30 protein-coding genes are annotated in these 26823 nt (G+C 45.1%); 2 read left to right on the top strand and 28 right to left on the bottom strand.

Going from position 1 to position 26823, the window contains the following annotated elements; translation table 11 throughout:
- Nucleotides 1-2: 2 nt before the first annotated feature.
- The 6 genes from MHB62_RS11910 to MHB62_RS11935 all read right to left on the bottom strand — a co-directional run bounded on the left by MHB62_RS11910 (nucleotide 3) and on the right by MHB62_RS11935 (nucleotide 5104).
- Nucleotides 3-1142 (bottom strand): Acyl-CoA dehydrogenase, encoded by a 1140-nt coding sequence (locus MHB62_RS11910; RefSeq protein WP_003245999.1) that lies wholly within the window; start codon nucleotides 1140-1142, stop codon nucleotides 3-5.
- A 27-nt stretch (nucleotides 1143-1169) separates the two neighbouring features.
- The gene (locus tag MHB62_RS11915; RefSeq protein ID WP_003230294.1) at nucleotides 1170-2033 is read right to left on the bottom strand and encodes a 3-hydroxybutyryl-CoA dehydrogenase; all 864 of its coding nucleotides are present in this window, start codon (nucleotides 2031-2033) and stop codon (nucleotides 1170-1172) included.
- A 24-nt stretch (nucleotides 2034-2057) separates the two neighbouring features.
- Nucleotides 2058-3239: an acetyl-CoA C-acetyltransferase gene (locus tag MHB62_RS11920; RefSeq protein WP_003230291.1), complete on the bottom strand. Its 1182-nt coding sequence runs from the start codon at nucleotides 3237-3239 to the stop codon at nucleotides 2058-2060.
- Between the two features lie 126 nt (nucleotides 3240-3365).
- A complete protein-coding gene (locus tag MHB62_RS11925) occupies nucleotides 3366-4097 on the bottom strand; it encodes a glycerophosphodiester phosphodiesterase (RefSeq protein WP_015714234.1) in 732 nt (243 codons plus the stop codon).
- Nucleotides 4098-4175: 78 nt separating this feature from the next.
- Nucleotides 4176-4796 (bottom strand): N-acetylmuramoyl-L-alanine amidase, encoded by a 621-nt coding sequence (locus MHB62_RS11930; RefSeq protein ID WP_010886565.1) that lies wholly within the window; start codon nucleotides 4794-4796, stop codon nucleotides 4176-4178.
- Nucleotides 4797-4810: 14 nt separating this feature from the next.
- Entirely contained in the window at nucleotides 4811-5104 is a 294-nt protein-coding gene (locus tag MHB62_RS11935) for a lipoprotein (protein WP_003230284.1), read from the bottom strand.
- Between the two features lie 307 nt (nucleotides 5105-5411).
- Here MHB62_RS11935 and MHB62_RS11940 point away from each other — a divergent pair, with 307 nt between their 5' ends.
- Together MHB62_RS11940 and MHB62_RS11945 are read left to right on the top strand one after the other, a co-directional pair.
- Nucleotides 5412-5564, top strand: a complete 153-nt coding sequence (locus MHB62_RS11940; RefSeq protein WP_003230276.1) for a hypothetical protein — start codon at nucleotides 5412-5414, stop codon at nucleotides 5562-5564.
- A gap of 72 nt (nucleotides 5565-5636) precedes the next feature.
- Nucleotides 5637-6755 (top strand): NADH-dependent flavin oxidoreductase, encoded by a 1119-nt coding sequence (locus tag MHB62_RS11945; RefSeq protein ID WP_032722090.1) that lies wholly within the window; start codon nucleotides 5637-5639, stop codon nucleotides 6753-6755.
- Nucleotides 6756-7219: 464 nt separating this feature from the next.
- On the opposite strand, the gene spo0A is transcribed toward MHB62_RS11945, so the two are convergent.
- The 22 genes from spo0A to spoIIIAA all read right to left on the bottom strand — a co-directional run bounded on the left by spo0A (nucleotide 7220) and on the right by spoIIIAA (nucleotide 26809).
- A complete protein-coding gene (gene spo0A, locus MHB62_RS11950; RefSeq protein WP_003226427.1) occupies nucleotides 7220-8023 on the bottom strand; it encodes a sporulation transcription factor Spo0A in 804 nt (267 codons plus the stop codon).
- 275 nt (nucleotides 8024-8298) lie between these two features.
- Nucleotides 8299-9579 (bottom strand): SpoIVB peptidase, encoded by a 1281-nt coding sequence (gene spoIVB / locus MHB62_RS11955; protein ID WP_032722092.1) that lies wholly within the window; start codon nucleotides 9577-9579, stop codon nucleotides 8299-8301.
- Between the two features lie 174 nt (nucleotides 9580-9753).
- Entirely contained in the window at nucleotides 9754-11484 is a 1731-nt protein-coding gene (gene recN / locus MHB62_RS11960) for a DNA repair protein RecN (RefSeq protein WP_029317928.1), read from the bottom strand.
- Between the two features lie 36 nt (nucleotides 11485-11520).
- Entirely contained in the window at nucleotides 11521-11970 is a 450-nt protein-coding gene (gene argR / locus MHB62_RS11965) for an arginine repressor ArgR (protein WP_003230265.1), read from the bottom strand.
- Between the two features lie 97 nt (nucleotides 11971-12067).
- Nucleotides 12068-12913, bottom strand: coding sequence for a TlyA family RNA methyltransferase (locus MHB62_RS11970; RefSeq protein ID WP_003230264.1), 846 nt, complete (start codon nucleotides 12911-12913; stop codon nucleotides 12068-12070).
- Nucleotides 12910-14811 carry a 1-deoxy-D-xylulose-5-phosphate synthase gene (dxs, locus tag MHB62_RS11975; protein WP_003245985.1) on the bottom strand — a complete coding sequence of 634 codons (1902 nt, stop codon included), beginning with the start codon at nucleotides 14809-14811 and terminating at the stop codon, nucleotides 12910-12912. Before dxs ends, MHB62_RS11970 begins: the two co-directional genes overlap by 4 nt.
- A gap of 174 nt (nucleotides 14812-14985) precedes the next feature.
- Nucleotides 14986-15876, bottom strand: a complete 891-nt coding sequence (locus tag MHB62_RS11980) for a polyprenyl synthetase family protein (protein WP_003230262.1) — start codon at nucleotides 15874-15876, stop codon at nucleotides 14986-14988.
- Complete coding sequence (locus MHB62_RS11985; RefSeq protein ID WP_003226409.1) at nucleotides 15866-16120, bottom strand: exodeoxyribonuclease VII small subunit; 255 nt, start codon at nucleotides 16118-16120, stop codon at nucleotides 15866-15868. The genes MHB62_RS11980 and MHB62_RS11985 overlap by 11 nt, the downstream gene beginning before the upstream one ends.
- A complete protein-coding gene (xseA, locus tag MHB62_RS11990) occupies nucleotides 16117-17463 on the bottom strand; it encodes an exodeoxyribonuclease VII large subunit (RefSeq protein WP_003246103.1) in 1347 nt (448 codons plus the stop codon). Before xseA ends, MHB62_RS11985 begins: the two co-directional genes overlap by 4 nt.
- Nucleotides 17464-17600: 137 nt before the next feature.
- Nucleotides 17601-18452 (bottom strand): bifunctional methylenetetrahydrofolate dehydrogenase/methenyltetrahydrofolate cyclohydrolase FolD, encoded by an 852-nt coding sequence (gene folD / locus MHB62_RS11995; RefSeq protein ID WP_003230259.1) that lies wholly within the window; start codon nucleotides 18450-18452, stop codon nucleotides 17601-17603.
- Between the two features lie 11 nt (nucleotides 18453-18463).
- The gene (gene nusB, locus MHB62_RS12000) at nucleotides 18464-18859 is read right to left on the bottom strand and encodes a transcription antitermination factor NusB (RefSeq protein WP_003230256.1); all 396 of its coding nucleotides are present in this window, start codon (nucleotides 18857-18859) and stop codon (nucleotides 18464-18466) included.
- A 263-nt stretch (nucleotides 18860-19122) separates the two neighbouring features.
- Nucleotides 19123-19530: a fatty acid biosynthesis protein YqhY gene (yqhY, locus tag MHB62_RS12005; RefSeq protein ID WP_003230254.1), complete on the bottom strand. Its 408-nt coding sequence runs from the start codon at nucleotides 19528-19530 to the stop codon at nucleotides 19123-19125.
- Nucleotides 19531-19550: 20 nt separating this feature from the next.
- Nucleotides 19551-20903, bottom strand: coding sequence for an acetyl-CoA carboxylase biotin carboxylase subunit (accC, locus tag MHB62_RS12010; protein WP_003230253.1), 1353 nt, complete (start codon nucleotides 20901-20903; stop codon nucleotides 19551-19553).
- Between the two features lie 11 nt (nucleotides 20904-20914).
- Nucleotides 20915-21394 carry an acetyl-CoA carboxylase biotin carboxyl carrier protein gene (accB, locus tag MHB62_RS12015; RefSeq protein WP_003230252.1) on the bottom strand — a complete coding sequence of 160 codons (480 nt, stop codon included), beginning with the start codon at nucleotides 21392-21394 and terminating at the stop codon, nucleotides 20915-20917.
- A gap of 154 nt (nucleotides 21395-21548) precedes the next feature.
- Nucleotides 21549-22205, bottom strand: a complete 657-nt coding sequence (gene spoIIIAH, locus MHB62_RS12020; protein ID WP_003230250.1) for a stage III sporulation ratchet engulfment protein SpoIIIAH — start codon at nucleotides 22203-22205, stop codon at nucleotides 21549-21551.
- Nucleotides 22206-22895: a stage III sporulation protein AG gene (spoIIIAG, locus tag MHB62_RS12025; protein ID WP_014477307.1), complete on the bottom strand. Its 690-nt coding sequence runs from the start codon at nucleotides 22893-22895 to the stop codon at nucleotides 22206-22208. It lies immediately after the preceding gene.
- Entirely contained in the window at nucleotides 22888-23508 is a 621-nt protein-coding gene (gene spoIIIAF, locus MHB62_RS12030) for a stage III sporulation protein AF (protein WP_024573103.1), read from the bottom strand. Before spoIIIAF ends, spoIIIAG begins: the two co-directional genes overlap by 8 nt.
- 13 nt (nucleotides 23509-23521) lie before the next feature.
- Complete coding sequence (gene spoIIIAE, locus MHB62_RS12035) at nucleotides 23522-24721, bottom strand: stage III sporulation protein AE (RefSeq protein WP_017696428.1); 1200 nt, start codon at nucleotides 24719-24721, stop codon at nucleotides 23522-23524.
- Nucleotides 24722-24739: 18 nt separating this feature from the next.
- The gene (gene spoIIIAD, locus MHB62_RS12040) at nucleotides 24740-25141 is read right to left on the bottom strand and encodes a stage III sporulation protein AD (RefSeq protein ID WP_003230228.1); all 402 of its coding nucleotides are present in this window, start codon (nucleotides 25139-25141) and stop codon (nucleotides 24740-24742) included.
- Between the two features lie 6 nt (nucleotides 25142-25147).
- Entirely contained in the window at nucleotides 25148-25354 is a 207-nt protein-coding gene (spoIIIAC, locus tag MHB62_RS12045; RefSeq protein ID WP_003153142.1) for a stage III sporulation protein AC, read from the bottom strand.
- Nucleotides 25355-25376: 22 nt separating this feature from the next.
- A complete protein-coding gene (gene spoIIIAB, locus MHB62_RS12050) occupies nucleotides 25377-25892 on the bottom strand; it encodes a stage III sporulation protein SpoIIIAB (protein ID WP_032722102.1) in 516 nt (171 codons plus the stop codon).
- On the bottom strand, nucleotides 25886-26809 hold the full coding sequence (gene spoIIIAA / locus MHB62_RS12055; RefSeq protein WP_032722103.1) for a stage III sporulation protein AA: 924 nt from the start codon (nucleotides 26807-26809) through the stop codon (nucleotides 25886-25888). Before spoIIIAA ends, spoIIIAB begins: the two co-directional genes overlap by 7 nt.
- Between the last annotated feature and the right edge of the window lie 14 nt (nucleotides 26810-26823).

The following is a 26823-nucleotide window of genomic DNA, read 5'->3' on the forward strand; positions in this document are numbered from 1 at the left end:
TATCAGGTTCCGCCAAGCAAATACTTGGAAATAATCAGTCTTTGAATCTCGTTCGTCCCTTCATAAATTTGCGTCACCTTTGCATCGCGAAGCAGGCGCTCAACTGGATAATCCTTCATATAGCCATATCCCCCATAAATTTGAACGGCGTCTAACGCCGCCTTTACGGCTGCATCGGAAGCAAATTGTTTAGCCATAGACGCTTCTTTTCCACAGTTTAGGCCGCGGTTATGAAGGTCTGCAGCGTGGTAGACAAGATGTCTTGCCGCCTCAGCTCTAGTCGCCATATCAGCCAGCTTAAATGATATGCCTTGATTGGCTGCAATCGGCCTTCCAAATTGCACTCGCTGCTTCGCATAATCAACGGCATGCTCAAGAGCCGCCTCTGCAATTCCGAGGGCCTGTGCCGCAATGCCGATCCGGCCGACATTTAAATTCGCCATGGCAATGTGAAAGCCATCCCCCTCTTTGCCAAGCAAATTGGCTTCAGGCACTTCTGCATTATCAAAAATCAGTTCCGTAGTATTGGAGCCATAAAGCCCCAGCTTTCTTTCTTTTTTTCCAACGGTAAAACCGGGTGTGTTTTTTTCAACAATAAAAGCCGAAATCCCGTGCCTGCCTTGATCTGGAGCTGTTAAAGCAAATGTGATATAGATATCAGCTGCTCCGCCATTCGTTATGAATATTTTCGATCCGTTTAATAGGTATTTGCCGTTCTTTTTGATTGCTGTTGTGCGGAGGCTCCCGGCATCCGACCCCGAGTGAGGCTCCGTTAGTGCAAATGCGCCCAAATGGTCTCCTGACGCGAGATTTGGTATATATTTCATCTTCTGTTCTTCGTTGCCGAAATACAGAATCGGATTCGTGCCGACTGAGGTATGAACGGAGAGAATCACGCCGACAGCCGCGCTGATTCTAGAAATCTCATGAATTGCCAAAATATAAGAAACAACGTCCGCTCCAGCACCGCCGTATTGTTCCGGCACCGGTATTCCCATCAGTCCGTGTTTACCCATTTTTTTGATCAGCTGAAAGGGAAATTCGTCCGTTTTCTCCATGATTTCCGCAGCGGGAGCAATTTCTTTTCGTGCAAAATCACGCACCATTTTTCGCATCATGACTTGCTCTTGGGTTACATGCAACTCGGCCACCCCCGGATGGAATAGACTTCAGGAAGTCTTCTCCTCATAGTCATAAAAACCGCGTCCGCTCTTTTTGCCAAGCCAGCCTGCTTTGACATACTTGCGGAGCAGCGGGCAAGGACGGTATTTGGAATCGCCAAGGCCTGAGTGAAGGACTTCCATAATTGATAAACACGTATCCAGTCCGATAAAATCCGCTAATGCAAGCGGACCCATCGGATGATTCATGCCCAGCTTCATCACTTCATCTATTGCCTCCGGCTTCGCCACTCCCTCATACACGCAATAGATGGCTTCATTAATCATTGGAAGAAGCACACGGTTGGAAACAAACCCAGGAAAATCATTGACTTCTACCGCTGTTTTCCCCATCTTTTCCGCTAATGCCATAACATCTAAGGCCGTTTCTTCTGATGTAGCCAAGCCTCGAATCACTTCTACCAGCTTCATTACAGGGACGGGATTCATAAAATGCATGCCAATAACCCGTTGAGGCCGGTTTGTTACAGCAGCGATTTCTGTAATAGGCAAGGAAGATGTATTGCTGGCCAAAATCGTATGAGGCGGGCAAATGCGATCAAGTGTTTTAAACATCTCAGTTTTTGCCGCCATGTTTTCTGCGATAGCCTCAATCACAATGTCCGCATGCTCTGCCTCCTCAAGCGTTTGAGAAATCGAAATGCGGTTGATTACGCTCTTCACTTCCGTCTCGGTCCTTTTTCCTTTCTCAGCATCACGGGCCAGCTGTTTCTTCAGCCGTTTCAATCCTGCCTCCGCGGCCTCTGGATTCACATCATACATCCGCACATAAAAGCCCGCGTCGGCGGCTGTTTGAGCAATTCCGCTCCCCATCTGACCTGCGCCAGCTACCATGATTTGTTTGATTTCCATTCAAATCCCCTTTTTCATCATGTTTTAATGAACCTGCACTAAGACGGCGTCTCCCTGTGCTGCCCCGCTGCAAATAGCGGCAACGCCCAGACCCCCTCCCCGTCGCTTTAATTCATAAACAAGCGTCATGAGAATTCTCGCACCGCTCGCGCCGATCGGGTGGCCGAGCGCGATCGCACCGCCATTCACATTTACTTTTTCAAGATCGAAACCTACGATTTTTTCACATGTCAAAACAACTGAAGCAAAAGCTTCATTTACTTCAAACAAGTCAATATCTTGGACAGTTAAACCATTCTTTTTCAGGAGCTTGTTAATAGCAAACCCTGGCGCTGCCGCCAGCTCGTGCGCTGGCATTCCCGTAGTTGAAAAACCAAGAATTGTAGCCAGAGGCCGTTTGCCAAGCTCAGCAGCTTTTTCCTCAGACATCAGCACGAACGCGCCGGCTCCGTCATTGACTCCAGGAGCATTGCCGGCTGTGATAGAACCGTCACTTGCATAAATCGGAGCAAGTTTTGCGAGCTGATCCAGACTTGTGTCACGGCGAATCGCTTCATCTTTATCAACAACGTTTGGTTTTCCTTTTCGACCGATCCAGTTGACGGGAACAATTTCATCCTGAAACTTCCCTTCATCGGCGGCCTTAGCTGCCCTTGCATGACTTCTCAACGCCCATTCGTCCTGCTCTCTTCGTGAGATTGCATATTCCTTGGCAGCTGTATTTCCGTGAACAGCCATGTGCACCTCGTCAAATGCGCACGTTAATCCGTCATACACCATTAAGTCCCTAAGCTCGCCGTCCCCCATCCGTGCTCCCCAGCGCCCGGCGGGAACGGCATACGGAATATTGCTCATGCTTTCCATCCCCCCCGCAACAAGTATGTCCGCATCCTGCGCCCGAATCATTTGATCACATAAAGTGACAGCGCGAAGGCCGGAAGCACAGACTTTATTCAGTGTTTCTGACGGCACACTCCAAGGCATTCCCGCCAGACGGGCAGCTTGACGGGAAGGTATCTGCCCTGAGCCGGCCTGGACAACCATGCCCATGACGTTTCCTTCTACATCATCTCCAGAGACTCCAGCCTGTTGCAGCGCCTCCTTCATCACAATGCCCCCAAGCTCAGCAGCTTTCACCTCTTTCAAAACTCCGCCGAATTTGCCAAATGGAGTTCTTGCAGCACTTACAATGACTGTTTTCCTCATGGTTTCACCTCATTCAGAAGATAGACAGCGCTTACAATTTCTAGTTGTCTTCTATGAATGTATGCTTTGAAACGGGCATGAATGAATGAAAAAAGAAGGCTGCGTCAAACAGCCTCCTTCTAACAACTATTCATTTTTCAGCAATGCCGAAGCCTTTTCTGGAAAGTCGGTAAACATGCCGTCTGCTCCCGCTTCAATGAGACGCTTCATATCTTCCGGACGATTGACTGTATACGGCCTTACCTTAATCAAACCGTTCCTCATTTTCTTCAGTACTTCATCTGTGACCCCTGGGCTGTTTAACTTCGGGTGATAGCCGGAAGCCGGAATAGACGCGATATATCGATCTGCCTGATAAAGCACATCTGAAGTTAATACTGCCCGTTCGATATGCGGTGCAAGCCGGGCGCACAGCGCCAAGCTGTCATGATTAAACGTGGATAGGATGACTCTGTCCTCTACATTAAATCGCTTCACTGCCTCCAGCACTTTTTCTTCCATTCCCTCATAGCGGATCACGCTGTTTTTTAATTCAATGTTGATGAGAAAATCCTTTTTTACCGCCCACGAGAGCACATCTTCTAGCAGCGGCACTTTTATATCGCTGTACGCTTGATCGTGACCAGCGGCCGCATTCGCAGTCTTTACCTCATCATAGGCTGTATCCTTCACGAATCCTTTAAGTGATGTCGTGCGATTAAGTCTTTCATCATGAATTACAACAATGCGTCCGTCTTTCGTCAGCTGTACATCAAGCTCTATCCCATCCGCTCCGGCTTCAATTCCTTTTTCAAATGCAAGCATTGTATTTTCGGGAAATTGACCTGATGCCCCCCGGTGGGCAAAAATCTTTGTCATCGTTTCACCTCAAACCCTAAAGTTTTCTCCATTATACTTATTTTGTCGGCTCCACTCTAGGATTAAGGCTGTATCAATCTACTGATCATAATAAGAATCAATGCCATTGACAATCGCATCTGCGGCCTTTTGCTGGTATTCTTCACTTCCCAGCTTGTCCGCGTCAGAGCTGTTCGTGATAAACCCAAGCTCCGCCAACACACTTGGCATTTGTGAATATGTAATGACGTAAAAGTCTGATTCTTTCACGCCCCTGTCTCTCGTTTGTAAGGAAGAAACGAGCTGTGACTGAATATCGGATGCCAGACGCCGGCTGTTCTCCCCTTCATAATCAGATTGAAAATACGTTTCTGTTCCTGAAGCTGAAGCAACCCCTGAATTCACATGAATGCTGACAAAAAGGTCAGCCTGATTGGCACTTGCCTTAGCCACTCTTTCCTCCAAGGTCAGAAAATGATCGTCAGACCGGGATGCAACAGGATTGGCTCCCTCCTCTTTTAGTTTGTCTGTCACATGCTCTGAGACAGCCAAATTAATATCCTTTTCAAAGAGCCCGTTTCCGACCGCTCCACTGTCTTCACCGCCGTGTCCGGCATCAATATACACTGTTTTCCCTTCTATCGGCTCTGCTGCCTGTGCACAAGGCGCGAGCGTCAAAGCCAATCCGCACAGCGCCAAGCTCCTCCATAACATTCTCAACTTACTCCCTCCGGTCACGAGTTCTTTCGCAGCTGAATATCTTCCAGCTGTAAAGTTCCATTATCCTTCTTTGTATATTTCACCAGGACATGTGTCTGATCTGGCAGTGATTCACATTCATCACGTTTATCCTTCGGAACTTGTATCATGGTTTCTTCTCCATTAAGAGAAACCGCAATCGTATGAGGATCAGCCGAGCCAATGTATTTTCCCTCTTCGGTAAACCTCGGCACTGAGTCATCCGCACTTGCAACACTGCACCCCGAAAGAAAGAGCGCAGTAAACAGCAAAAGAACCGTTTGTTTCACATGACCACCTCTTCCTGATGTTTGGCTTTTATCTTTGACCAGAATGGAGAATTTGTAAAGACAACGCGAATGCAGGCGAGCAAGTTCCATGATTTTCAAAAGGGCTATACGACCCGATCATTTCCTGTTGTTAGAAAGATAACGAGCAGATTTGTCTATGAGGATGGCTCTAATTGAGGCGCCAATTAGAAAAAATTAGCGGAAAGAAGCAACTTTTTATTCATTTTAAAAAATTTGAGAATAGGGTGAGCAAATCGTTTGACGGGTGGGTCAGCCAAGCGTAACCTTTTAAAGGATATTTACTTTATTGAAAGAAGTTAAAGCCATGAAAAAATTCGTTCTGCTGCTGGCGGCAGCTGTCATCACATGCTCCATCGGCCACCAAATCAGTGGCGGCTACAAAGGCCCCGAAAAAGAGCGGCCAAAACATCACTCTGCACTCAAGATATTCAGTCGGTAAAGCAGATCAATTGCATTAATTTTTACATATAGGCTAGAATATGTGCGAATCCAAACGAAAGAAGATGATCAAATGAATCCTAAGTATAAGCCACTTTTTGAACCATTTACGTTTAAAAGCGGCGTTACAATCAACAACCGGATCGCAGTAGCACCGATGACTCATTACGCTTCTAATGAAGACGGTACAATATCTGAAGCGGAGCTCGACTACATCATCCCCCGTTCAAAAGAGATGGGAATGGTGATTACAGCCTGCGCAAATGTTACACCGGACGGAAAAGCATTCCCCGGGCAGCCGGCCATCCATGACGATTCCAACATTCCAGGTTTAAAAAAGTTAGCACAAGCCATTCAGGCACAAGGCGCTAAAGCTGTTGTACAAATTCATCACGGCGGTATTGAGTGCCCGTCTGAGCTCGTTCCTCAACAGGATGTTGTGGGGCCAAGTGACGTGTTTGATAACGGCAAACAAATTGCTCGCGCATTAACAGAAGAAGAAGTGGAAAACATTGTGAAGGCGTTTGGAGAAGCGACAATACGCGCCATTGAAGCCGGCTTTGACGGTGTCGAAATTCACGGTGCAAACGGCTACTTAATTCAGCAGTTTTATTCTCCGAAAACCAACCAGCGCACGGATCGCTGGGGAGGAAGCGATGAAAAACGATTAGCCTTCCCGCTCGCTATTGTCGATGAAGTGAAAAAAGCCGCTTCAGAACATGCGAAGGGTGCATTCTTAGTCGGCTACCGCCTGTCTCCGGAAGAACCTGAGACACCGGGATTGACAATGACTGAAACTTATACGCTTGTTGATGCTTTAGGGGATAAAGAATTGGATTATCTTCATATCTCACTGATGGACGTGAACTCAAAAGCGCGCCGCGGTGCAGATCCGACTCGCACACGCATGGACTTATTGAATGAACGTGTCGGAAACAAAGTGCCGCTGATCGCCGTCGGTTCCATCCATTCCGCTGATGACGCGCTTGCCGTCATCGAAAACGGTATTCCACTGGTCGCTATGGGACGCGAAATTCTAGTTGACCCTAACTGGACGGTAAAAGTAAAAGAAGGCCGTGAAAAGCAAATCGAAACAGTGATCAAAGGCACAGATAAAGAAAAATATCATTTGCCTGAACCGCTATGGCAAGCAATTGTGAACACACAAGGCTGGGTGCCTTATAAAGATTAATGTGCAAAGACTGCCGAAACGATTCGGCAGTCTTTTTTCCCTTTATATAAATAGTTTGTGTACACATCTAAACAGCAAAAGAAAGAGCTCCCCACCAACTTCGAAAAGAAAATCCAGGAAAAACCCCTCACGCTTTCTTGCTTTTTTCTTTTTCATTCGTACGTCTCCTTTTTACATGAATACGCCTTACTTACGATTTTGCAGGAGAAAGGTTTCATTTTATAACGGACACATCTAGGGTCGATCATGCTTCGTGATCCTATAAGATGTATGAATGGACCAAGAGTGCAGGTAATACCGCCATTTGCTTTCCTTACTTTTCAAACCTATCCTTTACTATATGCGGATACTTAATATTCTTCTCCCATACTACAAATGTCCCCAAAACAAAACGCCTCCTATTTATCAGCGCAAACTAATAAATAAAAGACGTTTGATTTAATGACCACTTAATAAGCTCATGTTTAAGAAGCCTTATGCTCTAACCTCAGCTTATCCGCAACCATTGCAATGAATTCACTGTTGGTAGGTTTAGCTTTTGTCATGCTGACAGTATAACCAAACAACGAGGAAATGGAATCAATGTTTCCTCTGCTCCATGCCACTTCAATTGCATGGCGGATCGCTCTTTCTACACGGCTTGCGGTTGTGTTAAATTTTTTGGCGATGTCCGGATAGAGGACTTTTGTAATGCTGCCGAGCAATTCGATGTCATTGTATACCATTGAGATTGCTTCGCGCAGATAGAGATAGCCTTTAATATGGGCTGGGACGCCGATTTCATGGATAATGCTTGTGATGCTCGCGTCGAGATTTTTCTTCTTTGGTTCAGGCTGGCTGCTGCGTATAATACTGCTTTGCGATGATGGCGCACGATGCGTCACACTGCTGGCATTTCCGCTGACCTGGCGGATATGGCCGACAAGGTTTTCCATATCAAACGGTTTGAGAATAAAGTAGGACGCGCCTAAATCGACGGCCTTTTTCGTGACATCTTCCTGCCCAAAGGCTGTCAGCATAATGACATTCGGCTGTTTTTTCAGATCTGATTCCCTCAGCCTCTCTAAAACCGCAAGTCCGTCTAGATGCGGCATAATAATATCTAATACGAGCACATCGGGATCTTTTTCTTTAAACAGCGACAGGCATTCCTGTCCGTTATAAGCAACGCCGATCACTTCCATGTCTTCCTGTCCTTCTATATATTCACTTAACAGGCTTACCAGCTCTCGATTATCATCAGCAACACAAACTTTAATTTTCTCCACGTTTCTTCCTCCCCAAATGTAGTTAACAGGATTCACCCTTGCTACATGTTTACATTCGACAAAACCGCTATATACCCTCTAAAAAAATCATAATCACCAATATTAGTGGCATATCTTTGTTATTCTATGTTTTTCTCTGTTTTTCGACTAAAAATGAAATTTGACAAACAAGGAAACGTGAATTTGTCGAAAAATCTTCTTTTGTATATTTTACCGTATGTATTCTGAGAAGTGAAGAGGGATCAAAATAAAAAAACTGCCGGAAACTCCGGCAGTCAGCTTGCTTTTTCTTTTCCATAAATATCGATTCCTGCTTCTGACAGCATCCATTCAATATGAACACCGTAGCCGCTTGTCGGGTCATTTACAAATACATGGGTGACAGCACCGATCACTTTTCCATTTTGAATGATCGGGCTTCCGCTCATCCCCTGTACGATGCCTCCTGTTTCTTTCAACAGTCTTGGATCGGTAATTTTCAACACCATTCCTTTTGTCGCAGGGAATTTTTGCGGCGTTGTGCTGACGATTTCAATATCGAATTTTTCTACTTTGTCATCATCAATAACCGTTAAAATTTCAGCCGGCCCTTTTTTGACTTCGGTAGAAAACGCAATCGGCAATGCTTGATCTGATATGTTGTTTTGAATCGGCTGATGCAGTGTGCCGAAAATCCCAAACGGGCTGTTTCTGTTAATATCCCCGATCGTTTTGCGTTCTGAGGAAAATCGCGCCAGTTTTTCTCCCGGATTACCGCCTGTCCCTTTTTCAATTGATGTTACAGTGGATTTAACGATTTCTCCATTCTCCACTACAATTGGTTTCTTTGTGTCCATATCGGAAATCACGTGGCCAAGTGCTCCGTATTTTTTTGTTTTCGGTTCATAAAAGGTCATAGTGCCGATGCCAGCAGCAGAATCTCTGATATATAACCCGATTCTGTATTTGCCTTCTCCTTCATCCTTTTCTGGGATCAGCTTCGTTTTGATTTTCTGTTTATCACGTTTGATCAGTAAGTCTAAAGATTCACCAGTTTTCCCAGCCTTTTGAATAAATGGGGCTACATCATTCATTTTTTCAATTTTCTGTCCATTCATCTCAATAATGATGTCGCCCGCTTCAATTCCTGCCGTTTCTCCCGGAGATTTTTTGCCTTCACTTGTATTGATTTGATGAAATCCGACGACAAGAACACCGACGGAATGAAGTTTTACACCGATTGATTGTCCGCCAGGTATAACTTTTAAATCAGGAAGAACATGCACTTTTGTTTTTTTAATTGGAAATCCGGCAAGATCATATACCAATTCTGACTCACCTGATTTTTTGCCCGTCACCTTGATTTCATGCGGATCTTTCTTTACTGTAAACGCTTCTGAGGATTCTGATGTCTGAGCGTTTACCGATAAACTCGTTTCAATCGCTTGTGTTTGGGTTTCAAATACTCTCATTTGCGTTGGAATCAGTAAATATTCTTTTAGCGGTTTGCATAAACCTACACTTAATAACGAAACAAGGAGAATTAAACCTACTGCTTTTCTGATGTTATCGGGCATTCACTACTTCACTCTCCTCGCTCCTATCCCACACCTTCTTTATGACTTGCTGCTACATCATTTAATTTTGCCTTCTGACGGCTTATTTATAACTGTCATATGAAGAAAAACATTGGATATACTGATGAACGAATGGATGTGCACGAAAAAAATAAGCTGCGCTTCTCGCGCAGCTTACCCAGTTGTTTTGACTTGATCCGCTTGTTTTAAAAGTTCTTTCGCATGGCGTTTCGTTAAGTCGGTTACTTCGACACCTGCAATCATGCGCCCGATTTCCGCTACCTTTTCCTGCTTAGAGAGCGGCTTGACACGTGTCGTCGTTCTGCCGTCTTTTAACTCCTTCGCAATATAAAGATGCGTATCGGCCATGGCAGCCACCTGAGGCAGGTGTGTAATGCACAGCACTTGTGATCCTATTGACACCTTATGGATCTTCTCAGCAATTGCCTGTGCGACCCTGCCGCTTACACCGGTATCAACCTCGTCAAAAATGATCGATGTCACATCCTGTTGTGAGGAAAAAATGCTTTTTATGGCAAGCATCACCCGTGACAGCTCTCCACCTGAAGCGACTTTCGAAAGGGATTTCAGCGGCTCGCCTGTATTGGTTGAAATTAAAAACTTCACCAGGTCAATCCCTTGTTCAGTCAGCTGAACGGGCTGGCCGTTTACAAGCGGCGCCTCTTCATTGCGTGACGCTGTTCTGACCTTAAATTCCGTATCAAAAGTTGATTTTTCCATGTACAGGCTTTTTAATTCCCGATGAATCTCATCAGCCAGCTTTTTCGCCCATGTTTTTCGGATTTGTGACACATTTGCCGCTTCCACTGCGACATCTTTGCCGACGGAGTCAAGCTCCTTTTTCAAGCTTTGAAGGTGGCTGTCCCTGTTTTCAATTTGGTCAATCTCTTCTTCAATTTTAGAAGCATATTCCAAAATGTCTTCAACAGTGGCACCGTATTTTCGTTTCAGCTGTTTGATTTCATTAAGTCGCGTCTCAATATAGTTCAGGCGTTCCGGATCAAATTCAAGCTCATCCAGCATATTTCTCATCTGAAATGTGGCATCCTCAAGCAAATAGTAGGAGTTCGAAACACTTTCAGACATTTTTTTCAGCGGTTCGTTTATATCAGATATATCTTCAAGCTGCGCTGATGCCATTCCAACCCAGTCCAATCCGCCCTGCTCACTGCGAAGCGCGTTATATGCATTTTGCAGCGACTCATATATCTTCTCAAAGTTTGAAATTTGCTGGCGCTCTTCTTGGAGCTGTTCATCTTCGTTAAGCTCAAGCTTTGCCGATTCGATTTCTTCGAGCTGAAATTGAATAAGATCAAGACGATGGGCCATTTCCTGTTCGCTTTCAGAAAGCTGCTTAAGCTTTTTGAGCAGCTTCATATACCGCTGGTACCCTTCCTGATACGTTTTGAGCGCGCTTTCCACTTCGGCCCCGGCAAACTTGTCCAAAAGCTGGAGATGATTTTCGTCTTCCATTAACAGCTGGTTATCGTGCTGCCCGTGAATATCTAATAAAAGCCTGCCGATCTCTCTTAGCGAAGCAATCGTGACAAGCTTGCCATTGACACGGCAAACGCTTTTCCCGCTCGTGCTGATATCCCTTCTCATGACGATCATTTCGTCTGAAACGTCGATTCCCTGCTCAGCGCATACGCCTAAAACAGGATGGCCGCTCTCCAACAGAAACAGCCCTTCAAGTTCGGCTTTTGCTTCCCCATATCTAACAAATTCAGATGATCCGCGGCCTCCGACTAAAAGAGAAATGGCATCTATGATGATGGATTTGCCGGCTCCGGTTTCTCCTGTTAAAACCGTAAGCCCGCGTTCAAAAGAAACCGTCAGTTCCTCAATAATGGCAAAGTTTTTAATCGATAGTTCAGCTAACAAACAGCATTACACCTCTTATCTTTGTTAGATTTTCTGTTACAGCAGTTCAAGGAGCCTATTTTTTACGCCTTCTGTATCTTCAGGAGTCCGGCAAATAATTAAAATCGTATCATCTCCGCAAATGGTCCCCATCATTTCATCCCAGTCCAAATTGTCCATCAGCGCCCCGATTGCCTGGGCGTTGCCCGGCATCGTTTTCAGCACAATCATATGGCTTGCTGAGTCTATTTTCACAAATGCGTCCATCAATGCCCGCTTTAGCTTTGACAGCGGATTGAAACGCTGGTCCGCCGGAAGACTGTATTTGTAAGAACCATTATTCGTAGGCACTTTCACAAGGTGAAGTTCTTTAATATCCCGTGATACCGTGGCCTGCGTTACTTTGTATCCATCCTGCTTTAGCATGTCGACCAATTCATCCTGCGTTTCGATTTCATTGCTTGTAATGATCTCTCTGATTTTAATATGCCTCTGGCCTTTGTTCATGTAAGCACCTCTATTTCCAAGCTTATCTGTTCTTTTATGTTATATGATTCTCTGCACATTGTACATGAATGCAGAAAAAAGGAATAATAGCGCCCTATTATTCCGGTACATCTGCTTTTTTTTCTTTTAACGTCTTATGTGCTTCTTCTACAACGCGCATGATCTCTTCTTCCGGCAGCTCCTGGCCTTCCTGTCCCTCTCCCGGCCAATGCAAATGAAGGAGAAACTCAATATTTCCGTCTCCTCCCGTGATTGGAGAAAATGACAAGCCTTTACAGATATAGCCTTCAGCGGCAGAAAAACTGATCATTCGCTTGAGCACATCAGCATGCACTTTAGGATCTCTGACAATCCCTTTTTTGCCGACGGATTCCCGTCCCGCTTCAAACTGAGGCTTAACTAAAGCCATGCAGTCGCTGCCCGGTACGAGCAAAGTCCTTAGGACAGGCAGGATGAGCCGCAGTGAAATAAAGGACACATCAATTGTGGCAAACTCCGGCATGCCCTTTGTAAAGTCTGCCGGTGTTGCATAACGAAAGTTCGTCCGTTCCATCACGACGACCCGTTCATCCTGTCTAAGCTTCCATGCAAGCTGATTATAGCCTACATCCACAGCGTATGACTGTTTAGCTCCATTTTGCAAAGCGCAGTCCGTAAAACCGCCGGTGGAGGAGCCAATATCAATCATAATTTTATCTTTGACAGAGACGGGAAATTCCTTCAACGCTTTTTCGAGCTTTAAGCCGCCCCTGCTCACATACCTCAGCGGGTTTCCTTTGACAGTTAACGGAAGGTCGCGGTCAATTTTTTCTCCAGGCTTGTCCAAGCGGTTTTCGTTTGAATAGACGATCCCCGCCATAATGGCTCTTTTGGCTTTTTCACGCGTTTCCGCCAGCCCTCTTTCCACTAATAATACATCTAATCGTTCTTTCTTTGACGTCATGATCCAATTCCTTTGTGTGTCTTTGGCGGCATCAGTAATCTAATACGATTTGCCACCTGCTGTTTTGTCAGTCCAATTTCCTCAAGAAGCGCTGTTACACTTCCGTGTTCAATAAACCGATCAGGTATACCCATCCTGTCAATCGGAGTATGATATTCACCTTGATCATGAGCGAATTCTAAAATCGAGCTTCCGAAACCGCCTTCTAAGACCGCTTCTTCAATTGTTAAAATTGGCAAGCCTTCTTTTAGGATACTCTTCATCATCTTTTCATCAATCGGCTTAATAAAACGCGCATTCACAACGCGCACGGAAAGGCCTTCTTTCTGCAGCTCTTCGGCTGCTTCAATCGCCATTTCGATTGTTGTGCCGAATGTTAAGATGACAGCATCGTTCCCTGGACGCAGCACCTCCCACGTACCGATCGGAATCGTTTTCAACTGTTCATCCATTTTTACGCCGAGTCCGTTTCCGCGCGGAAAACGCATCGCTATCGGGCCTTCGTCATAGCTAAGTGCTGTATGAACCATGTGCTGGCCTTCATTTTCGTCTTTCGGCATCATTAAGACCATGTTTGGAATGTGGCGCATAAACGCAATATCAAACACGCCTTGATGTGTCTCTCCATCAGCGCCAACGAGTCCTGCACGGTCAATTCCAATAAACACATTGGCGTTTTGGCGGCAGATGTCATGAACAACTTGGTCATATGCCCTTTGCAGGAAGGTTGAGTAAATCGCCAAAAACGGCTTCATACCCTGCATTGCCATAGCTGCCGCCATCGTTGCGGCATGCTGTTCTGCGATTCCTACGTCGAACATCCGGTCAGGGAATTCCTTTGCGAAGCCTTCAAGCTTTGAACCGACAGGCATAGCCGGCGTAATGGCTACAATGCGTCCGTCCTCGCGCGCCATTCGCTGCACAGTTCCGCTGACAAGACCGCTCCACGAAGGAGCTGCGGCTTTCGGCTTTACAAAGTCACCGGTATTAATTTTATATGGTCCGGTACCATGCCATGTCCCAATCGTATCGGTCTCAGCCGGTTTGTACCCCTTCCCTTTTTTCGTAATGACGTGCAGAAGAACAGGGCCTTTCGTTTTTTTGGCGTATTGAAGATTCTCAATCAGCTCATGATAAGAATGTCCGTCCACTGGGCCCAAATACGTAAAACCGAGCTCCTCGAAAAACATTCCGGAGACGAGCATGTATTTCAGGCTGTCTTTGACCCGTTCCGCCGTGGCGGCAAGCTTGCCCCCAACTGCCGGAATCTTTTTAAATAAGTATTCAAGCTCATCTTTGACCCACTGGTATTTCCCCGCAGTGCGGAGCCGTCCGAGCATAGAGTGAATGGCACCGACGTTTGGCGCAATACTCATTTCATTATCATTAAGGATGACAATCATGTCTTTTTTCTCGTCGCCGATGTGGTTAAGGGCTTCGAGCGCCATACCGCCAGTCAGCGCGCCGTCACCAATGATCGGAATAATATATTCATCCGTTCCTTTAATATCACGGGCAGCTGCCATTCCCATCGCGCCTGACAGAGAAGTCGAGCTGTGCCCGGTTTCCCAAACATCGTGCTCGCTTTCACTCCGCTTTGGAAATCCGCAAAGCCCTTTGTACTGGCGAAGCGTCGCAAATTCTTTTCCGCGTCCTGTCAGCAGCTTATGGACATACGACTGATGGCCTACATCCCATAAAAATTTGTCTTTCGGGCTGTTAAATTCCTTATGCAGGGCAACAGTAAGCTCTACGACACCTAAGTTTGGGCCGATGTGGCCGCCGGAAGCGGATAAACTTGTAATTAAAAACTGACGGATTTCATCACTTAATTTCTCTAATTCATCAATGGACATGTTTTTTAAAAACGACGGGTCCTGTATTGATAAAAGATCCAAAGCGGATCAACTCACTTTCAGCATGAATTTCTGCAATGATACATGTCTTTTGCATGCCGAGCTGACAATAATCTCAGACATAAAAAAAGACAAACGCGCTTTTCCTTTTCATTTTTCATATAAACTGCTTACATTTTACCATATCTCGTGCAGCCGCTTCAAATTAGGATCGTTTTAGTGATCTCTTGCCGCAATTAAATCACAAAGCTCATATAAAAGGTCTTTTTGAAGAGAGAGTCCGCCGATCAATCGCTTCGCCTCTTTTATATGAACATCCAATTTATGTTTGGCCCCTTCCAATGAAAGAAGCGACGGGTATGTCGATTTGTCATTTGTGGTATCTGAGCCGACACGTTTGCCGATTTTCTCTTCACTGCCTTCTAAATCTAAAATATCGTCTCTGATTTGAAATCCGATTCCAATGTGGCTGCTGAAGGTACGCAGTGTTTCAATGTCTTCCTCAGGCGCATCAGCCAAAATAGCACCGGCGATTACACAAAAGCCAAGGAGCTTGGCAGTTTTCCGTTCATGAATGGATTCGAGCTCTTCAAGCGTGACTTGTCGGTTTTCCGCTTCCATATCAGCTACTTGCCCACCGACCATGCCTTCGGTGCCTGCCGCTGAAATCAGTTCATTCACAAGCCGCAGGCGCTTTTCTGCTGACACCTCGTCTGACACGTGGGAGGTAATCAGCTTAAAGCTTTCTGTGAGCAGCCCGTCACCCGCTAATACTGCCGTCGCTTCACCAAACACTTTATGGTTTGTCGGCTTCCCGCGGCGCAAATCGTCATCATCCATGCATGGAAGATCATCATGAATTAACGAATACGTGTGAATCATTTCGACAGCACAGCCCACCGGAATGCCGTCTTTTTCGCTTTTTCCATATGCATTTAAAACAGCCAGTACAATCAGAGGCCGCAACCGCTTTCCGCCGGCCTGTAGAGAATATAGCATAGATTTCTTTAATGAGTCCGGCATATCAAGCTTTTCTGTATAGACAGAAAGCTGATTTTCAATTGTTTTTTTCCGGTCCGCCAGAAAGCTCGTTAATTTATTTGTCACCTTCGTCTTCCTCCTGAACACTGAAAGGTGCCAGTTCGCCGTCTTCTTTTAAAATGAAGTCCATTTGCTTTTCGACTTTTTGCAGCTTTTCATGGCACATTTTTGACAGAGCCATGCCTTCTTGGAAATAGTTAATGGCTTGCTCTAGAGGCACATCTCCCTCTTCAAGCTTTGATACAATGCTCTCAAGCCCTTTCATCGCTTCTTCAAATGTCATGTTTTCATTTTTTTTCACGTCTGTCATTTTTCTTCCCCTCTCTTTTCTAATACTTCACAGGTCAGCACGCCATCCTTCAGCTTGATTTCAAGCCGGTCCTGCTCTTCTATTTGACTGACACTTTTAATGAGTTTATCTTCTTTATAAGCCAAGCTGTATCCTCTTTCCATCACTTGAAGAGGACTTAGTGCATTCAGCTTGCCAAGAACGGTTTGAAATTGGGAATGCAGCTGCTTCATTTGGATATTCATATTTTTTCTCAGCTGATTTGTTTGTTCCTGGTATCGTGTTCTCGCTTGTTTCAGCTGTTCATGAGGATGCAATGCCTCTAATCTGTACGTTTCACGCTCCAGCTGTCTGCTTTTCCGATCTAAAAGAGCGGTCAGCTGTGCTTGAAACTGCTGGTACGCGAGGTCAAACTGCTGCTCTTTTTGCGCATACAAACGCTTTGGAAAACGAAAGGCATAGGACGATTGCAGCGTTTGTATCCGTTCTTTTTTCTGGCCGAGATGCTGCTGCATTGCTCTTGTCATTCTGACTTCCGCTGTTTTTGTCCGTTCGATTAAATCAGTGGTATGAGGCACAGCAATCTCAGCTGCTCCTGTCGGCGTCGCAGCTCTGATATCGGCGACAAAATCACTAATCGTAAAATCCGTCTCATGTCCGACTGCCGATATAATCGGAATATTGGAAGCAAAGATGGCGCGTGCTACAATTTCTTCATTGAATGCCCACAGTTCTTCTATCGAACCGCCGCCTCTCCCGACAATTAATACGTCGCAAATCTCTTTTTCATTTGCCTCTTCAATGCGCGTAACGATGGATCTGCTCGCATTTTCACCTTGTACGAGCGCTGGAAGAACAATGACTTTTACAAGGGGATATCTTCTTTTTAGAGTTGTAATAACGTCTCTGACAGCGGCACCCGTTGGAGATGTCACAACCCCGATTGTGGCTGGAAATGCGGGGATTTGTTTTTTGTAGCGGTCGTCAAATAAACCTTCTCCGGCAAGCTTCTTTTTTAATTCTTCGTACGCTAAATAAAGCGCTCCAACCCCGTCAGGCTGCATTTCTTTGGCATATAATTGATAGTTTCCGCTCGGTTCATATACGGAAATTCCGCCTCTTACCAGCACTTTCATTCCGTTTTCAGGTTTAAAAGGCAGACGCTCGCTTTGTCTCGCGAACATCACCGACTGCATTCTTGCGTTTTCGTCTTTTAAAGTGAAATAAATATGCCCTCGTGTGTGTATCTTTACATTCGACAATTCGCCTTTAATCCAAATATTTTCAAGGTGAGGATCTACATCGAATTTTCGTTTTATATACTTTGTCAGCGCTGAGACGGTCACATACGCTGCTTCACCCATGTCTAAAAACTCCTCTCCTAAGCATTCCTGCACCATAACTAAAGAAAACCCGCTCTGGCTTTAGGAGCCTGAAGAAGCGGGTATCGTGCTCATATTCAAGGCGGGTAAACATTTCGCCTGTGAATATCTCCAATTATCTATGATAACGTACGTTTCGCAGATTTAACAGTATTATGCGCAAGCATCGTGATGGTCATCGGACCTACTCCGCCCGGAACCGGCGTGATGAAGGACGCTTTTTCCTTTGCCCCTTCAAATTCAACGTCTCCGCAAAGCTTTCCGTTTTCCAGACGGTTAACGCCGACGTCAATGACAACAGCGCCCTCTTTGATCTGGTCTGCACTGATGAAGTTGGCTCTGCCGACTGCCACCACCAGGATGTCCGCTTTTTTCGTATGTTCAGTAATATTTTCTGTTCTTGAATGACAGTAAGTAACCGTCGCGTTTTCATTTAATAAAAGCTGGCCGACAGGTTTGCCGACAATGTTGCTTCGGCCGACTACAACAACCTCTTTACCGGAAAGGTCAATATTGGTTTTCTTCAAAAGCTCAACAATTCCATGAGGCGTGCAAGGAAGAAACGTATCTTCGCCAAGCAGCATTTTCCCTACGTTTAACGGATGAAAACCGTCTACATCTTTATCAGGGGAGATACGTTCGATCACCGCTTTTTCAGAAATATGGTCTGGGAGCGGAAGCTGAACGAGAATGCCATGAAACTCAGGGTCTTGGTTATATTGATCAATAATGGAAAGCAGTTCAGCTTCTGTGAGGCTGCTGTCAAATTGATCGAGCTTGAAATTCATTCCCATTGTTTCTGCCGCTTTTTTCTTTCCTCGCACGTAAGAGTGAGAAGCAGGATCATCTCCAATCAAAATAACCGCCAGTCCGGGAGTGACGCCTTGCTTTTTAAGCTCTTCTACCTCTTTTGCCAATTGTTCGCGTTTTTCTCTAGCCGTTTCTTTTCCGTCGATGATTGTTGCAGTCATTTTCTTTCCTCCTATGATTGTTCAATATCAGATTTAATGTTAGAAAGAACCCCGTTTACAAACTTTGTCGCTTTGTCATCACCAAACCGTTTTGCCAGCTCAATCGCTTCGTTCATGGAGACATTCACCGGAATGTCTTCGGCATATGCCATTTCATATGCTGCCAGGCGCAAAATCGCACGGTCAACATTGGCAATCCGATCGAGCTTCCAATTCACCAGATGCTTGGAGATCATTTCATCCAGCTGGTCTTGGTGTTCCAATACCCCGTGTACAAGCTGTTCAAAGAAAGGATCTGTTTTTTCTTCATCCAGTGCGTGTTCTATGGCTTCATTCACTGCAATATCGCTGACATCAATTTGAAATAGTGCCTGCAAAGCTTTTTCTCTTGCTGTTCTTCTTTTCATTTTCTTTCTCCTTTGATCCTCTTTATCCGCTTGTCGTTAAGCCACAAAGAGATCATAACATATTTTTTTCGTATCCGCATATTGAAATCAAGGTTTTTTTACCCTATTACCGAATATTTTCACACACCTTAATATGATTATTCGGATTTCACGTTCATGAAGAAACTCGGCTATGTAAGCCGGCTTTCTTCATGCTTTGAAATAAAGGGTAACGTGTAAAAAAACCAAAGGGCCGCCCTCCCCTTGGTTTCGTGTTAAGCCATTTACATTTCTTCGTCGATTTGGACTTCTTGGGCTTTTGTGTCAAATTGAATGCCGACGATGTGAATATTGATCTCGTTAATCGAAAGAGACGTCATATTTAATAAGGTTTGACGAATGTTTTCCTGAACGGATGCTGCAACTTTCGGAATCGAAACGCCAAATGTAACGACACAGTATACATCGATCGTAATTCCGTCATCCGCTAGGTCGACTTTGACACCTTTGCCATGATTCACTTTGCCAAAGCGCTCGACGACGCCTGTCGCAAAGTTTCCGCGCATTTCGGCAACCCCATCAACTTCTGATGCTGCAATGCCGGCAATGACCTCAATGACCTCCGGTGCAATCTCAACCTTACCCAAATGCGTATCTTCGTGATCCATTTTAAGCAAGCTGTTGTCTTTCATTCAATTCACCTCCGTAAAAATTATGAGCCCATTACATCATATGTTTCTAAAAATTTCGTATTAAACTCTCCGCTCACAAATGTTTCGTGTTCAAGCAGTTTTAAATGGAAAGGGATTGTTGTCTCAATGCCTTCGATGACGAATTCGCTCAATGCGCGCTTCATGCGGGCAATCGCTTCATCCCTCGTTTTTCCGTATGTGATTACCTTTGCAATCATGCTGTCATAGTACGGTGGGATGGAATAGCCAGGGTACGCAGCTGAATCGACACGGACACCAAGACCGCCAGGAGGCAGGTACATTTTAATTTCACCAGGTGACGGCATGAAATTTTTACTTGGGTTTTCTGCGTTGATTCGGCATTCGATGGCCCAGCCTTCAAATTCAACATCTTCTTGCTTGAGGCTCAGTTCCATTCCTGATGCCACTTTGATTTGTTCCTTGATCAGGTCAGTTCCCGTCACCATTTCTGTGACTGGGTGCTCCACCTGAATTCTGGTGTTCATTTCCATGAAGTAATAGCGCTGTTCATTGTAGTCATAGATAAATTCAACTGTTCCAGCACCTGTATAGCCAACCGCTTTTGCAGCCTTTACCGCTGCATCTCCCATTTGCTCCCTGATTTCTGAATCAAGGGCAGGAGATGGTGATTCTTCCAAAAGCTTTTGCAGGCGTCTTTGGATCGAGCAGTCGCGTTCGCCCAAATGGATCGTATTTCCGTAGTTATCAGCAAGCACTTGGATCTCAACGTGGCGAAAATCTTCTATGTATTTTTCGATGTATACACCTGGATTCCCAAATGCAGTTGCCGCTTCCTGCTGTGTAATCTTAATGCCATTAATCAATTCCTCTTCAGTGCGGGCAACCCTAATTCCTTTTCCGCCTCCGCCTGCGGTGGCTTTTATAATTACAGGATACCCAATTTCATTAGCAAGCGAAACCGCTTCTTCCACATTTTCTATAATTCCCTGTGAACCCGGTACGATTGGCACGCCGGCCTGTTTCATCGTTTCCCGCGCAACGTCTTTTGTTCCCATTTTTGAAATGGCGTCAGCGCTCGGGCCGACAAACGTGACATTCACTTCTTCACATAATTCAGCGAAATCAGCATTTTCAGCTAAAAATCCGTATCCCGGATGAATGGCGTCCGTGCCAGTCAGCTTTGCAACACTCACAATATTTGTAACGTTTAAATAGCTGTCTTTTGATGCTTTCGGTCCGATACAAAAAGCTTCATCGGCCATTTGAACATGAAGGGCATCTTTATCAGCTTCTGAATAAACAGCGACAGTCTCAATTCCGAGCTCTCTGCAGGCTCTGATGATTCTGACAGCAATTTCTCCTCTGTTGGCGATCAATAGCTTTTTAATCATGTTAAGTCTCCTTACTCCGCTTTTACAAGAAATAGAGGTTGTCCGTATTCGACCAGCTGGCCGTTTTCTACTAATACTTCAACGATTTCGCCTTTCACTTCTGCTTCGATTTCGTTGAAAAGCTTCATCGCTTCTACAATGCAGACAACTGTGTTTTCATTTACTTTTGAACCGGCTGTTACATACGGGCCAGCTTCCGGTGATGAAGAAGCATAAAATGTTCCTACCATTGGTGAAGTGATTTTATGCAGATTCTCATCTTGCTTTGGTGCTTCTTGGGCAGGTGCCGCTGCTTGCTGCGCTTGCGGCTGAACTGCCTGCGGAGCCTGTGCTTGTACAGGTGCTGCCGGTGCCTGCTGCATGACTTGAACCGTGCCTGCTTCGTGTTTTTTCAGTTTTAAGGATACACCTTCATTTTCATATACGAATTCGTCAATTGTAGACTCGTCAATTGCTTTAATCAGCTCGTGGATTTCTTTGATATTTAACATTCAATCGCACTCCTATGTATGAAATTTCTTTTTTATAGGTTACTACTAAAAGTACATACTATGTTCATCTTACAGGAGCGGACTTTTGAATTCAACTCTAATATGACAGCAACGCAAAAAGCCCGCTTGTTTAGCGGGCTTTTTTCCCTCATTCTTATTTAGAGGGTTCAAATGTGACAGCGACATCTTTCATTGTTTTGATTTCTTTTGCCACAAGGTCTATAATGGCTGTCGCCTTCGATTTGGAGTGTTTGTCTGATTTGACTGTAATATTGATTTTATCTCCTTCAGCATTAACAAGCGCATCCTCGTAACCTTGTGTTTTAATCAGCGTTTCCAGCTGTTTTTCTGTTCCTTCCACTTCACTGAGAGCCGTCATTTTATCGTATGCTTCGCTTTTCTCCTTGGCTGTTGCATCATCGCTTGACACAATGGCATTCAGCTCTTCTCTTTCTTTGCTTCTGGCATCTTCTAAATCAAGACGGTACGTTGTAAACAAATCATCATCGGCTGTTTCCGTAACAACAGTTCCTTTTTCACTGGCTTCAGCGGATGTTTCCTTGTCTGCTGATGAATCTTTCGTTCCCTTTGTTCCATCTTCTTTTCCTTTTTCAGTTTCTGTACCGCTTTTTTCCTTCGTGTCTTGCTTGGCAGGCGCTTTTTCAGTTGCGACCTCTCCGCTGTCAGACGCGCTTTTTTCACTTTGCATCTGCACGGCGTTTTTGCTTTCCGGCGACATGATATAGTAGACGCTTAACACCACGACAAGACTGAGCATTGTTAATAGCCAAACGGTTTGTTTTTTAAGCATTTATGAATCCTCCTTTATTTTTTTAGGGGCAACCGCAACCCGGTGGCTTGGAACATCCAGGACCCGTGTCACCGCTTCGATAATGGTTTGTTTTATTTGAACGTTGTCCACTCCTTGAGCAACAACGAGTACACCGCGTATATCAGGTTTTTTCGTTTGGACGACGACAGGTGTTTCTTTATCGCCGTTTTTGATCATGACGATTTCTTCCTCCGATGTTTGGTCTGTAACGCTTCTTGTTCCGCCTTCTTTGTCAGTTTCTTCAGTGGTTGTATTTTTGTTTGATTTGTTTTTTTCGTATACTTTCAGCGACGTTGCATCTACATTCACGACAACCGAGACATCGTCCACACCAATGATTGTTTCAAGAATTTCTTTCAGCTGATTTTCGTACTCTTTTTCATAGTCATCGATCGAGTCTTTAGGTTTATCAGATTTTGAGGCTTTAAACACTTCGGCTGTTTTCTCTTTGCTGTCTGCGGAATGTTGCGATGATACGGCCGTTATCGTTTTGGCGTTTTCTGTTTTCTCAGGTGAAGAAAACAGCTGGCTGACAAGCATAAAGGAAACTCCGAGAACAAAAACGAATAGAAAGTAATGATATTTGGTCAGCTTCGGCTTTTCGCCGTCCTTCGTTTGTCCCGGAAGAAACTGCTTTTTCAATACATTCCATAATCCGTTTTTATTCATTGCCGACACTCTCCCCGCCTTCCATATGAACCGTAATTTTCTCACTTCCGATTTCCCAAATGTCCGCGAGCCGCGTTTGTATCTGTTTGGCTTCTTTTTGTTCGGCTGCTTCTTTCGTTACGTATGCATGATCTGTATCAATGTGGACCGGCGCGACCGTTTGGACCGTTTTTTCAGAAGACGGGGCCATATACACGCTGATTGTTTTAATATCCTCTTCTGAATCTACCTTTTCTCCTGCCGTGAGTTTGATGCGGCCTACTTTATATTCATCATGACTGAATCTCTCCTCCGCTTTCTTTTTTAGTTGGACAGCCATTTCTTCTAGAATATATGCGCGCTGGGAAGCTTGTATTTCTATTTTTTTTGAATTGATTTGATTTTTTATGTCGGCAGACTCTGACTGCCCGTTTTTTGTGAGATATTCAAAGATGATTTCGGGGTCTGTCTTGAAAAGTTTAAAAATCGGCGTAAGCATGACGACAATCAAGAGCAGGCTGACTACCATTTTTGCGTACTTTTGCATGCTGGAGCTCGGCAGCAGCATATCAATCACAATTGCAAATAGGATAAACAACACGATAGTGGTAAGCCATTCCGTTAAAAAACTCATTCGCCTGCCTCCTTCATTTCATCATCATCGTGAGGTTTCCGGCTGTGATTATGACAGTAAGGCTTAAAAAAAACATGAGAGACACAATAGCGAGAGCTGCAAAAATATAAATGACGCTTTTGCTGATGACGTCGAGGCAGGTGATGACGGGTCCGCCTCCAAGCGGCTGAAGAATCGCGGCTGCCAGCTTATAAATAAAAGCGAGGGAAAGCACTTTGATTGCCGGAAATGCCGCGATACAGATCAAAATAGCGACACCGAGAATCCCTACCGTATTTTTCAGCAGTAAAGAGGCGCTGATTACTGTATCTGTTGCGTCTGTAAACATTCGGCCAAGCACAGGAATAAAATTTCCGGTTATAAATTTAGCCGTCCTGAGCGTAATGCCGTCTGTCACTGCAGCTGAGGCTCCCTGAACAGAGATGACGCCGAGAAAGATGGTAAGAAAAACAGCCAGCGCTCCGATGGCGATATTTCTGAGCAGGTTGGCCAGCTGTGTTACTTTGTATTGTTCGGTCATGGTGCTGACAATGCTCAGAATCGCTGATAAGAAAATCAGCGGCATGACGATATTCTGAATCAAGAGACCGCTCGTGTTCATCAGGAAGAGGATAACAGGATGAAAGAAGGCAGCAGATACAGCTCCGCCTGAGGAAGCCAAAAGCGCCAAGAGGAGCGGAATGAGCGCAAGGATAAAGCTGGTCATCGTTTGAATCGCCTCAGTTGCATAGTTAATTGCCACATGAAAGCTATTAAGCGCAAGGATAATCAGCACCATGTACACAATTGAGTAAGCGACCTTACTGACGGTGCTTTGCTGAAAAGCATTTTGCAGAAGCTGCAGAATGACGCAAAAAATCGTGAGCAAAATCAATGTGCCCAGCAGCTTTCCGTTGGCAAGCACTTCATGAAACAAATAAGAAAAGAGAGCTTTCAGCCATTCTTGCGGTGAGAATGATTTATCGCCATTGATAAACTCCATTAAGCTGCCTTTTTGGCTTTCCGGCAGCAGTCCGCCGTATTCTGTCATAATGTCATTCCAAAATTCCCCGATCTTATCTGTTTCAAGCGAGGCTGCTGTCCTTTCCGCTAATTGCTCAGCTGTTTCAGCATGGTCTTCCGTTTTTTCTGCATTACCAGCTGCTTGTACAATTTCTGCACGGCCTGCTATGATCAGCACGGCCAAAAGCAAAACCCATTGAAAGCGCTTCAATCTACCGCCTCCTTTCGGTTATGACATAGAAGGTATAAGTCCGAGAATCGTTTCGATAATGACGGTTAAAATAGGCACAGCCATAACGAGAATTAAAATTTTTCCCGCCAATTCTATTTTCGAGGCGATGGCCCCTTGGCCGGCATCTTTTGTGAGCTGTGCCCCGAATTCAGCAATATAGGCGATTCCGATAATCTTTAAAATGGTTTCAACATAGACCATGTTGACATTTGCATTAATCGCAATTTTTTCTATCATTCGAATAATGTCGTAGATTTGGTCTACTAAATAAAGAAAAATGGCACATCCGGCAAAAACGACGATTAAAAACGCAAAAGTCGGCTTTTGTTCTTTTACGATTAAAGAAAGGAAGGTGGCGATCAGCCCTAAACCTACAATTTGAACAATGTCAATCTGCAAGCCCCCCTATCCTTGGAATAAAAACACAGCTTTTATCTTTTTAAATAGGTCATCTACAATCGTGGCGACCATAAATAAAATATAGATAAAACCTAACAGCGTCACCCACTGAGCGTATTCTTTCTTGCCCATCTGATCCAATATCGTGTGTAAAAAAGCGACCACGATCCCCACTCCGGCGATTTGAAATATGACATTCACGTCTACTCCCATTTTATTTTTGCTCCCCTCACGTTTACATCAATAGAAGAATGAGTAACAAGCCCGCTAAAAAGCCCAAACTTTTTATCATCTTTTCATTTTTCGCTTGCGCCTGCTCAGCATCCGCTTCAGAGGCTTCCAAATGTGTCAGCGCCAGCTTGATGTGCTTTTGCTGAGAGATTCGATCATGAATCCCGAGCGTCTCGCCAAACTGCTTCAGCACTTCGTATTCGCTTTTTTTCAAAGACAGGGTGTCCCATACCTTCTTTAAGCTTTGCTCCCACGCCGTTTTCGCGGAATCACTTCCCTTGTCCAGCTGATCACTGAATGCGGAAAAAAGAGCTGAAACAGGCTGTGTGAGCTGTTTGGCAATCTGCTGTGAAGCAGTATGAAGCGGTGTATGGCCGTACATGATTTCAGCCTCGAGGGATTGAAGCGCCGCACGCAGCTGGCGGATTTGCCGCGGCCGTTCTGTATAAATCTTCGCCATCTCAAAACCTGTCCATGTTGTCGCTACCACAATGAATACAGCGCCCAGCAGCTTCAGCATGTTTTCACGCCCGTCGTCCTAGACAGCACATTTCCGTCTTTGTCATAAATTTGGCTCACTGTGCCCGGCCCTTTTGCTCTTGATAATTCCAAATAGCGGTCAAAGACTCTTTCTTCCCACAAACGCTTCAATGAAGGCCGCTTCATCAGGTCGGATATGCTCCAGCCATGCGCCGATACGATTACTGAAACACCAGCATGCAGTGCCTCCAGAAGTGCATCTGTATCTTCCATACGCCCGATTTCATCGACAATCATCACCTCAGGGCTCATGGATCGAATCATCATCATCAGCCCTTCAGCTTTTGGACAGGCGTCTAACACGTCAATTCTCTGACCAAATTGATGCTGCGGAATGCCGCGAAGACATCCGGCAATTTCTGACCGTTCATCGACGATTCCTGTCTTTACGGGCAGCATGGGTTTTTTGCCGGTGCTTGAGAGCCTCGCAAGGTCCCGGAGAAGTGTTGTTTTGCCGGTTTGGGGCGGTCCGATAATCAGCGTATTCAGCCAGCTGTCTTGATATAAGTATGGAAGCAGCGGCTCCGCAATCCCCAGCTTTTGCCGGGCAATTCGTATATTAAAAGATGCGATGTCACGGAGGCCTTTCACACCTCCGTTTTCCGTAATGACTCTGCCCGCCAGTCCGACTCTGTGGCCGCCTCTGATCGTGACATACCCTTTCTTCAGCTCTTCTTCAAGAGTATACATACTATAGTTGCTAAGCCGGCTCAGGATCAGATGGGCATCCTCGGCCGTGCCCGCATAGGACAAATAAACAGGTTGTCCTCTTCGAATCAATTCAACAGGGCGGTTGATCCGAATTCTGACTTCTTCGATTTCCAGCCATTGTTGTTCCGGTATTTCAGAAAGGGCGTTTTTCATGGATTCGGGGAGAACCTCAGCGATTTCATTCAACAGAGCCTCCTCCT

This window comes from Bacillus sp. FSL K6-0255 (assembly GCF_045040725.1).
GTDB lineage: Bacteria > Bacillota > Bacilli > Bacillales > Bacillaceae > Bacillus > Bacillus subtilis.

What these genes read in the sequence shown, in the direction of transcription:
- MHB62_RS11920 (WP_003230291.1), bottom strand. Translation starts at nt 3,239, where the DNA reads ATGAGGAAAACAGTCATTGTAAGTGCTGCAAGAACTCCATTTGGCAAA.
- yqhY (WP_003230254.1), bottom strand. Translation starts at nt 19,530, where the DNA reads ATGAAAGACAACAGCTTGCTTAAAATGGATCACGAAGATACGCATTTG.
- nusB (WP_003230256.1), bottom strand. Translation starts at nt 18,859, where the DNA reads ATGAAAAGAAGAACAGCAAGAGAAAAAGCTTTGCAGGCACTATTTCAA.
- MHB62_RS11970 (WP_003230264.1), bottom strand. Translation starts at nt 12,913, where the DNA reads ATGACGTCAAAGAAAGAACGATTAGATGTATTATTAGTGGAAAGAGGG.
- spoIVB (WP_032722092.1), bottom strand. Translation starts at nt 9,579, where the DNA reads ATGCCCGATAACATCAGAAAAGCAGTAGGTTTAATTCTCCTTGTTTCG.
- spoIIIAG (WP_014477307.1), bottom strand. Translation starts at nt 22,895, where the DNA reads ATGAATAAAAACGGATTATGGAATGTATTGAAAAAGCAGTTTCTTCCG.
- spoIIIAF (WP_024573103.1), bottom strand. Translation starts at nt 23,508, where the DNA reads ATGAGTTTTTTAACGGAATGGCTTACCACTATCGTGTTGTTTATCCTA.
- xseA (WP_003246103.1), bottom strand. Translation starts at nt 17,463, where the DNA reads ATGGGTGAAGCAGCGTATGTGACCGTCTCAGCGCTGACAAAGTATATA.
- argR (WP_003230265.1), bottom strand. Translation starts at nt 11,970, where the DNA reads ATGAACAAAGGCCAGAGGCATATTAAAATCAGAGAGATCATTACAAGC.
- folD (WP_003230259.1), bottom strand. Translation starts at nt 18,452, where the DNA reads ATGACTGCAACAATCATCGACGGAAAAGAAACGGCTAGAGAAAAACGC.
- spoIIIAH (WP_003230250.1), bottom strand. Translation starts at nt 22,205, where the DNA reads ATGCTTAAAAAACAAACCGTTTGGCTATTAACAATGCTCAGTCTTGTC.
- MHB62_RS11945 (WP_032722090.1), top strand. Translation starts at nt 5,637, where the DNA reads ATGAATCCTAAGTATAAGCCACTTTTTGAACCATTTACGTTTAAAAGC.
- accC (WP_003230253.1), bottom strand. Translation starts at nt 20,903, where the DNA reads ATGATTAAAAAGCTATTGATCGCCAACAGAGGAGAAATTGCTGTCAGA.
- accB (WP_003230252.1), bottom strand. Translation starts at nt 21,394, where the DNA reads ATGTTAAATATCAAAGAAATCCACGAGCTGATTAAAGCAATTGACGAG.
- spoIIIAC (WP_003153142.1), bottom strand. Translation starts at nt 25,354, where the DNA reads ATGGGAGTAGACGTGAATGTCATATTTCAAATCGCCGGAGTGGGGATC.
- spoIIIAB (WP_032722102.1), bottom strand. Translation starts at nt 25,892, where the DNA reads ATGCTGAAGCTGCTGGGCGCTGTATTCATTGTGGTAGCGACAACATGG.
- MHB62_RS11985 (WP_003226409.1), bottom strand. Translation starts at nt 16,120, where the DNA reads ATGACAGACGTGAAAAAAAATGAAAACATGACATTTGAAGAAGCGATG.
- MHB62_RS11915 (WP_003230294.1), bottom strand. Translation starts at nt 2,033, where the DNA reads ATGGAAATCAAACAAATCATGGTAGCTGGCGCAGGTCAGATGGGGAGC.
- MHB62_RS11925 (WP_015714234.1), bottom strand. Translation starts at nt 4,097, where the DNA reads ATGACAAAGATTTTTGCCCACCGGGGGGCATCAGGTCAATTTCCCGAA.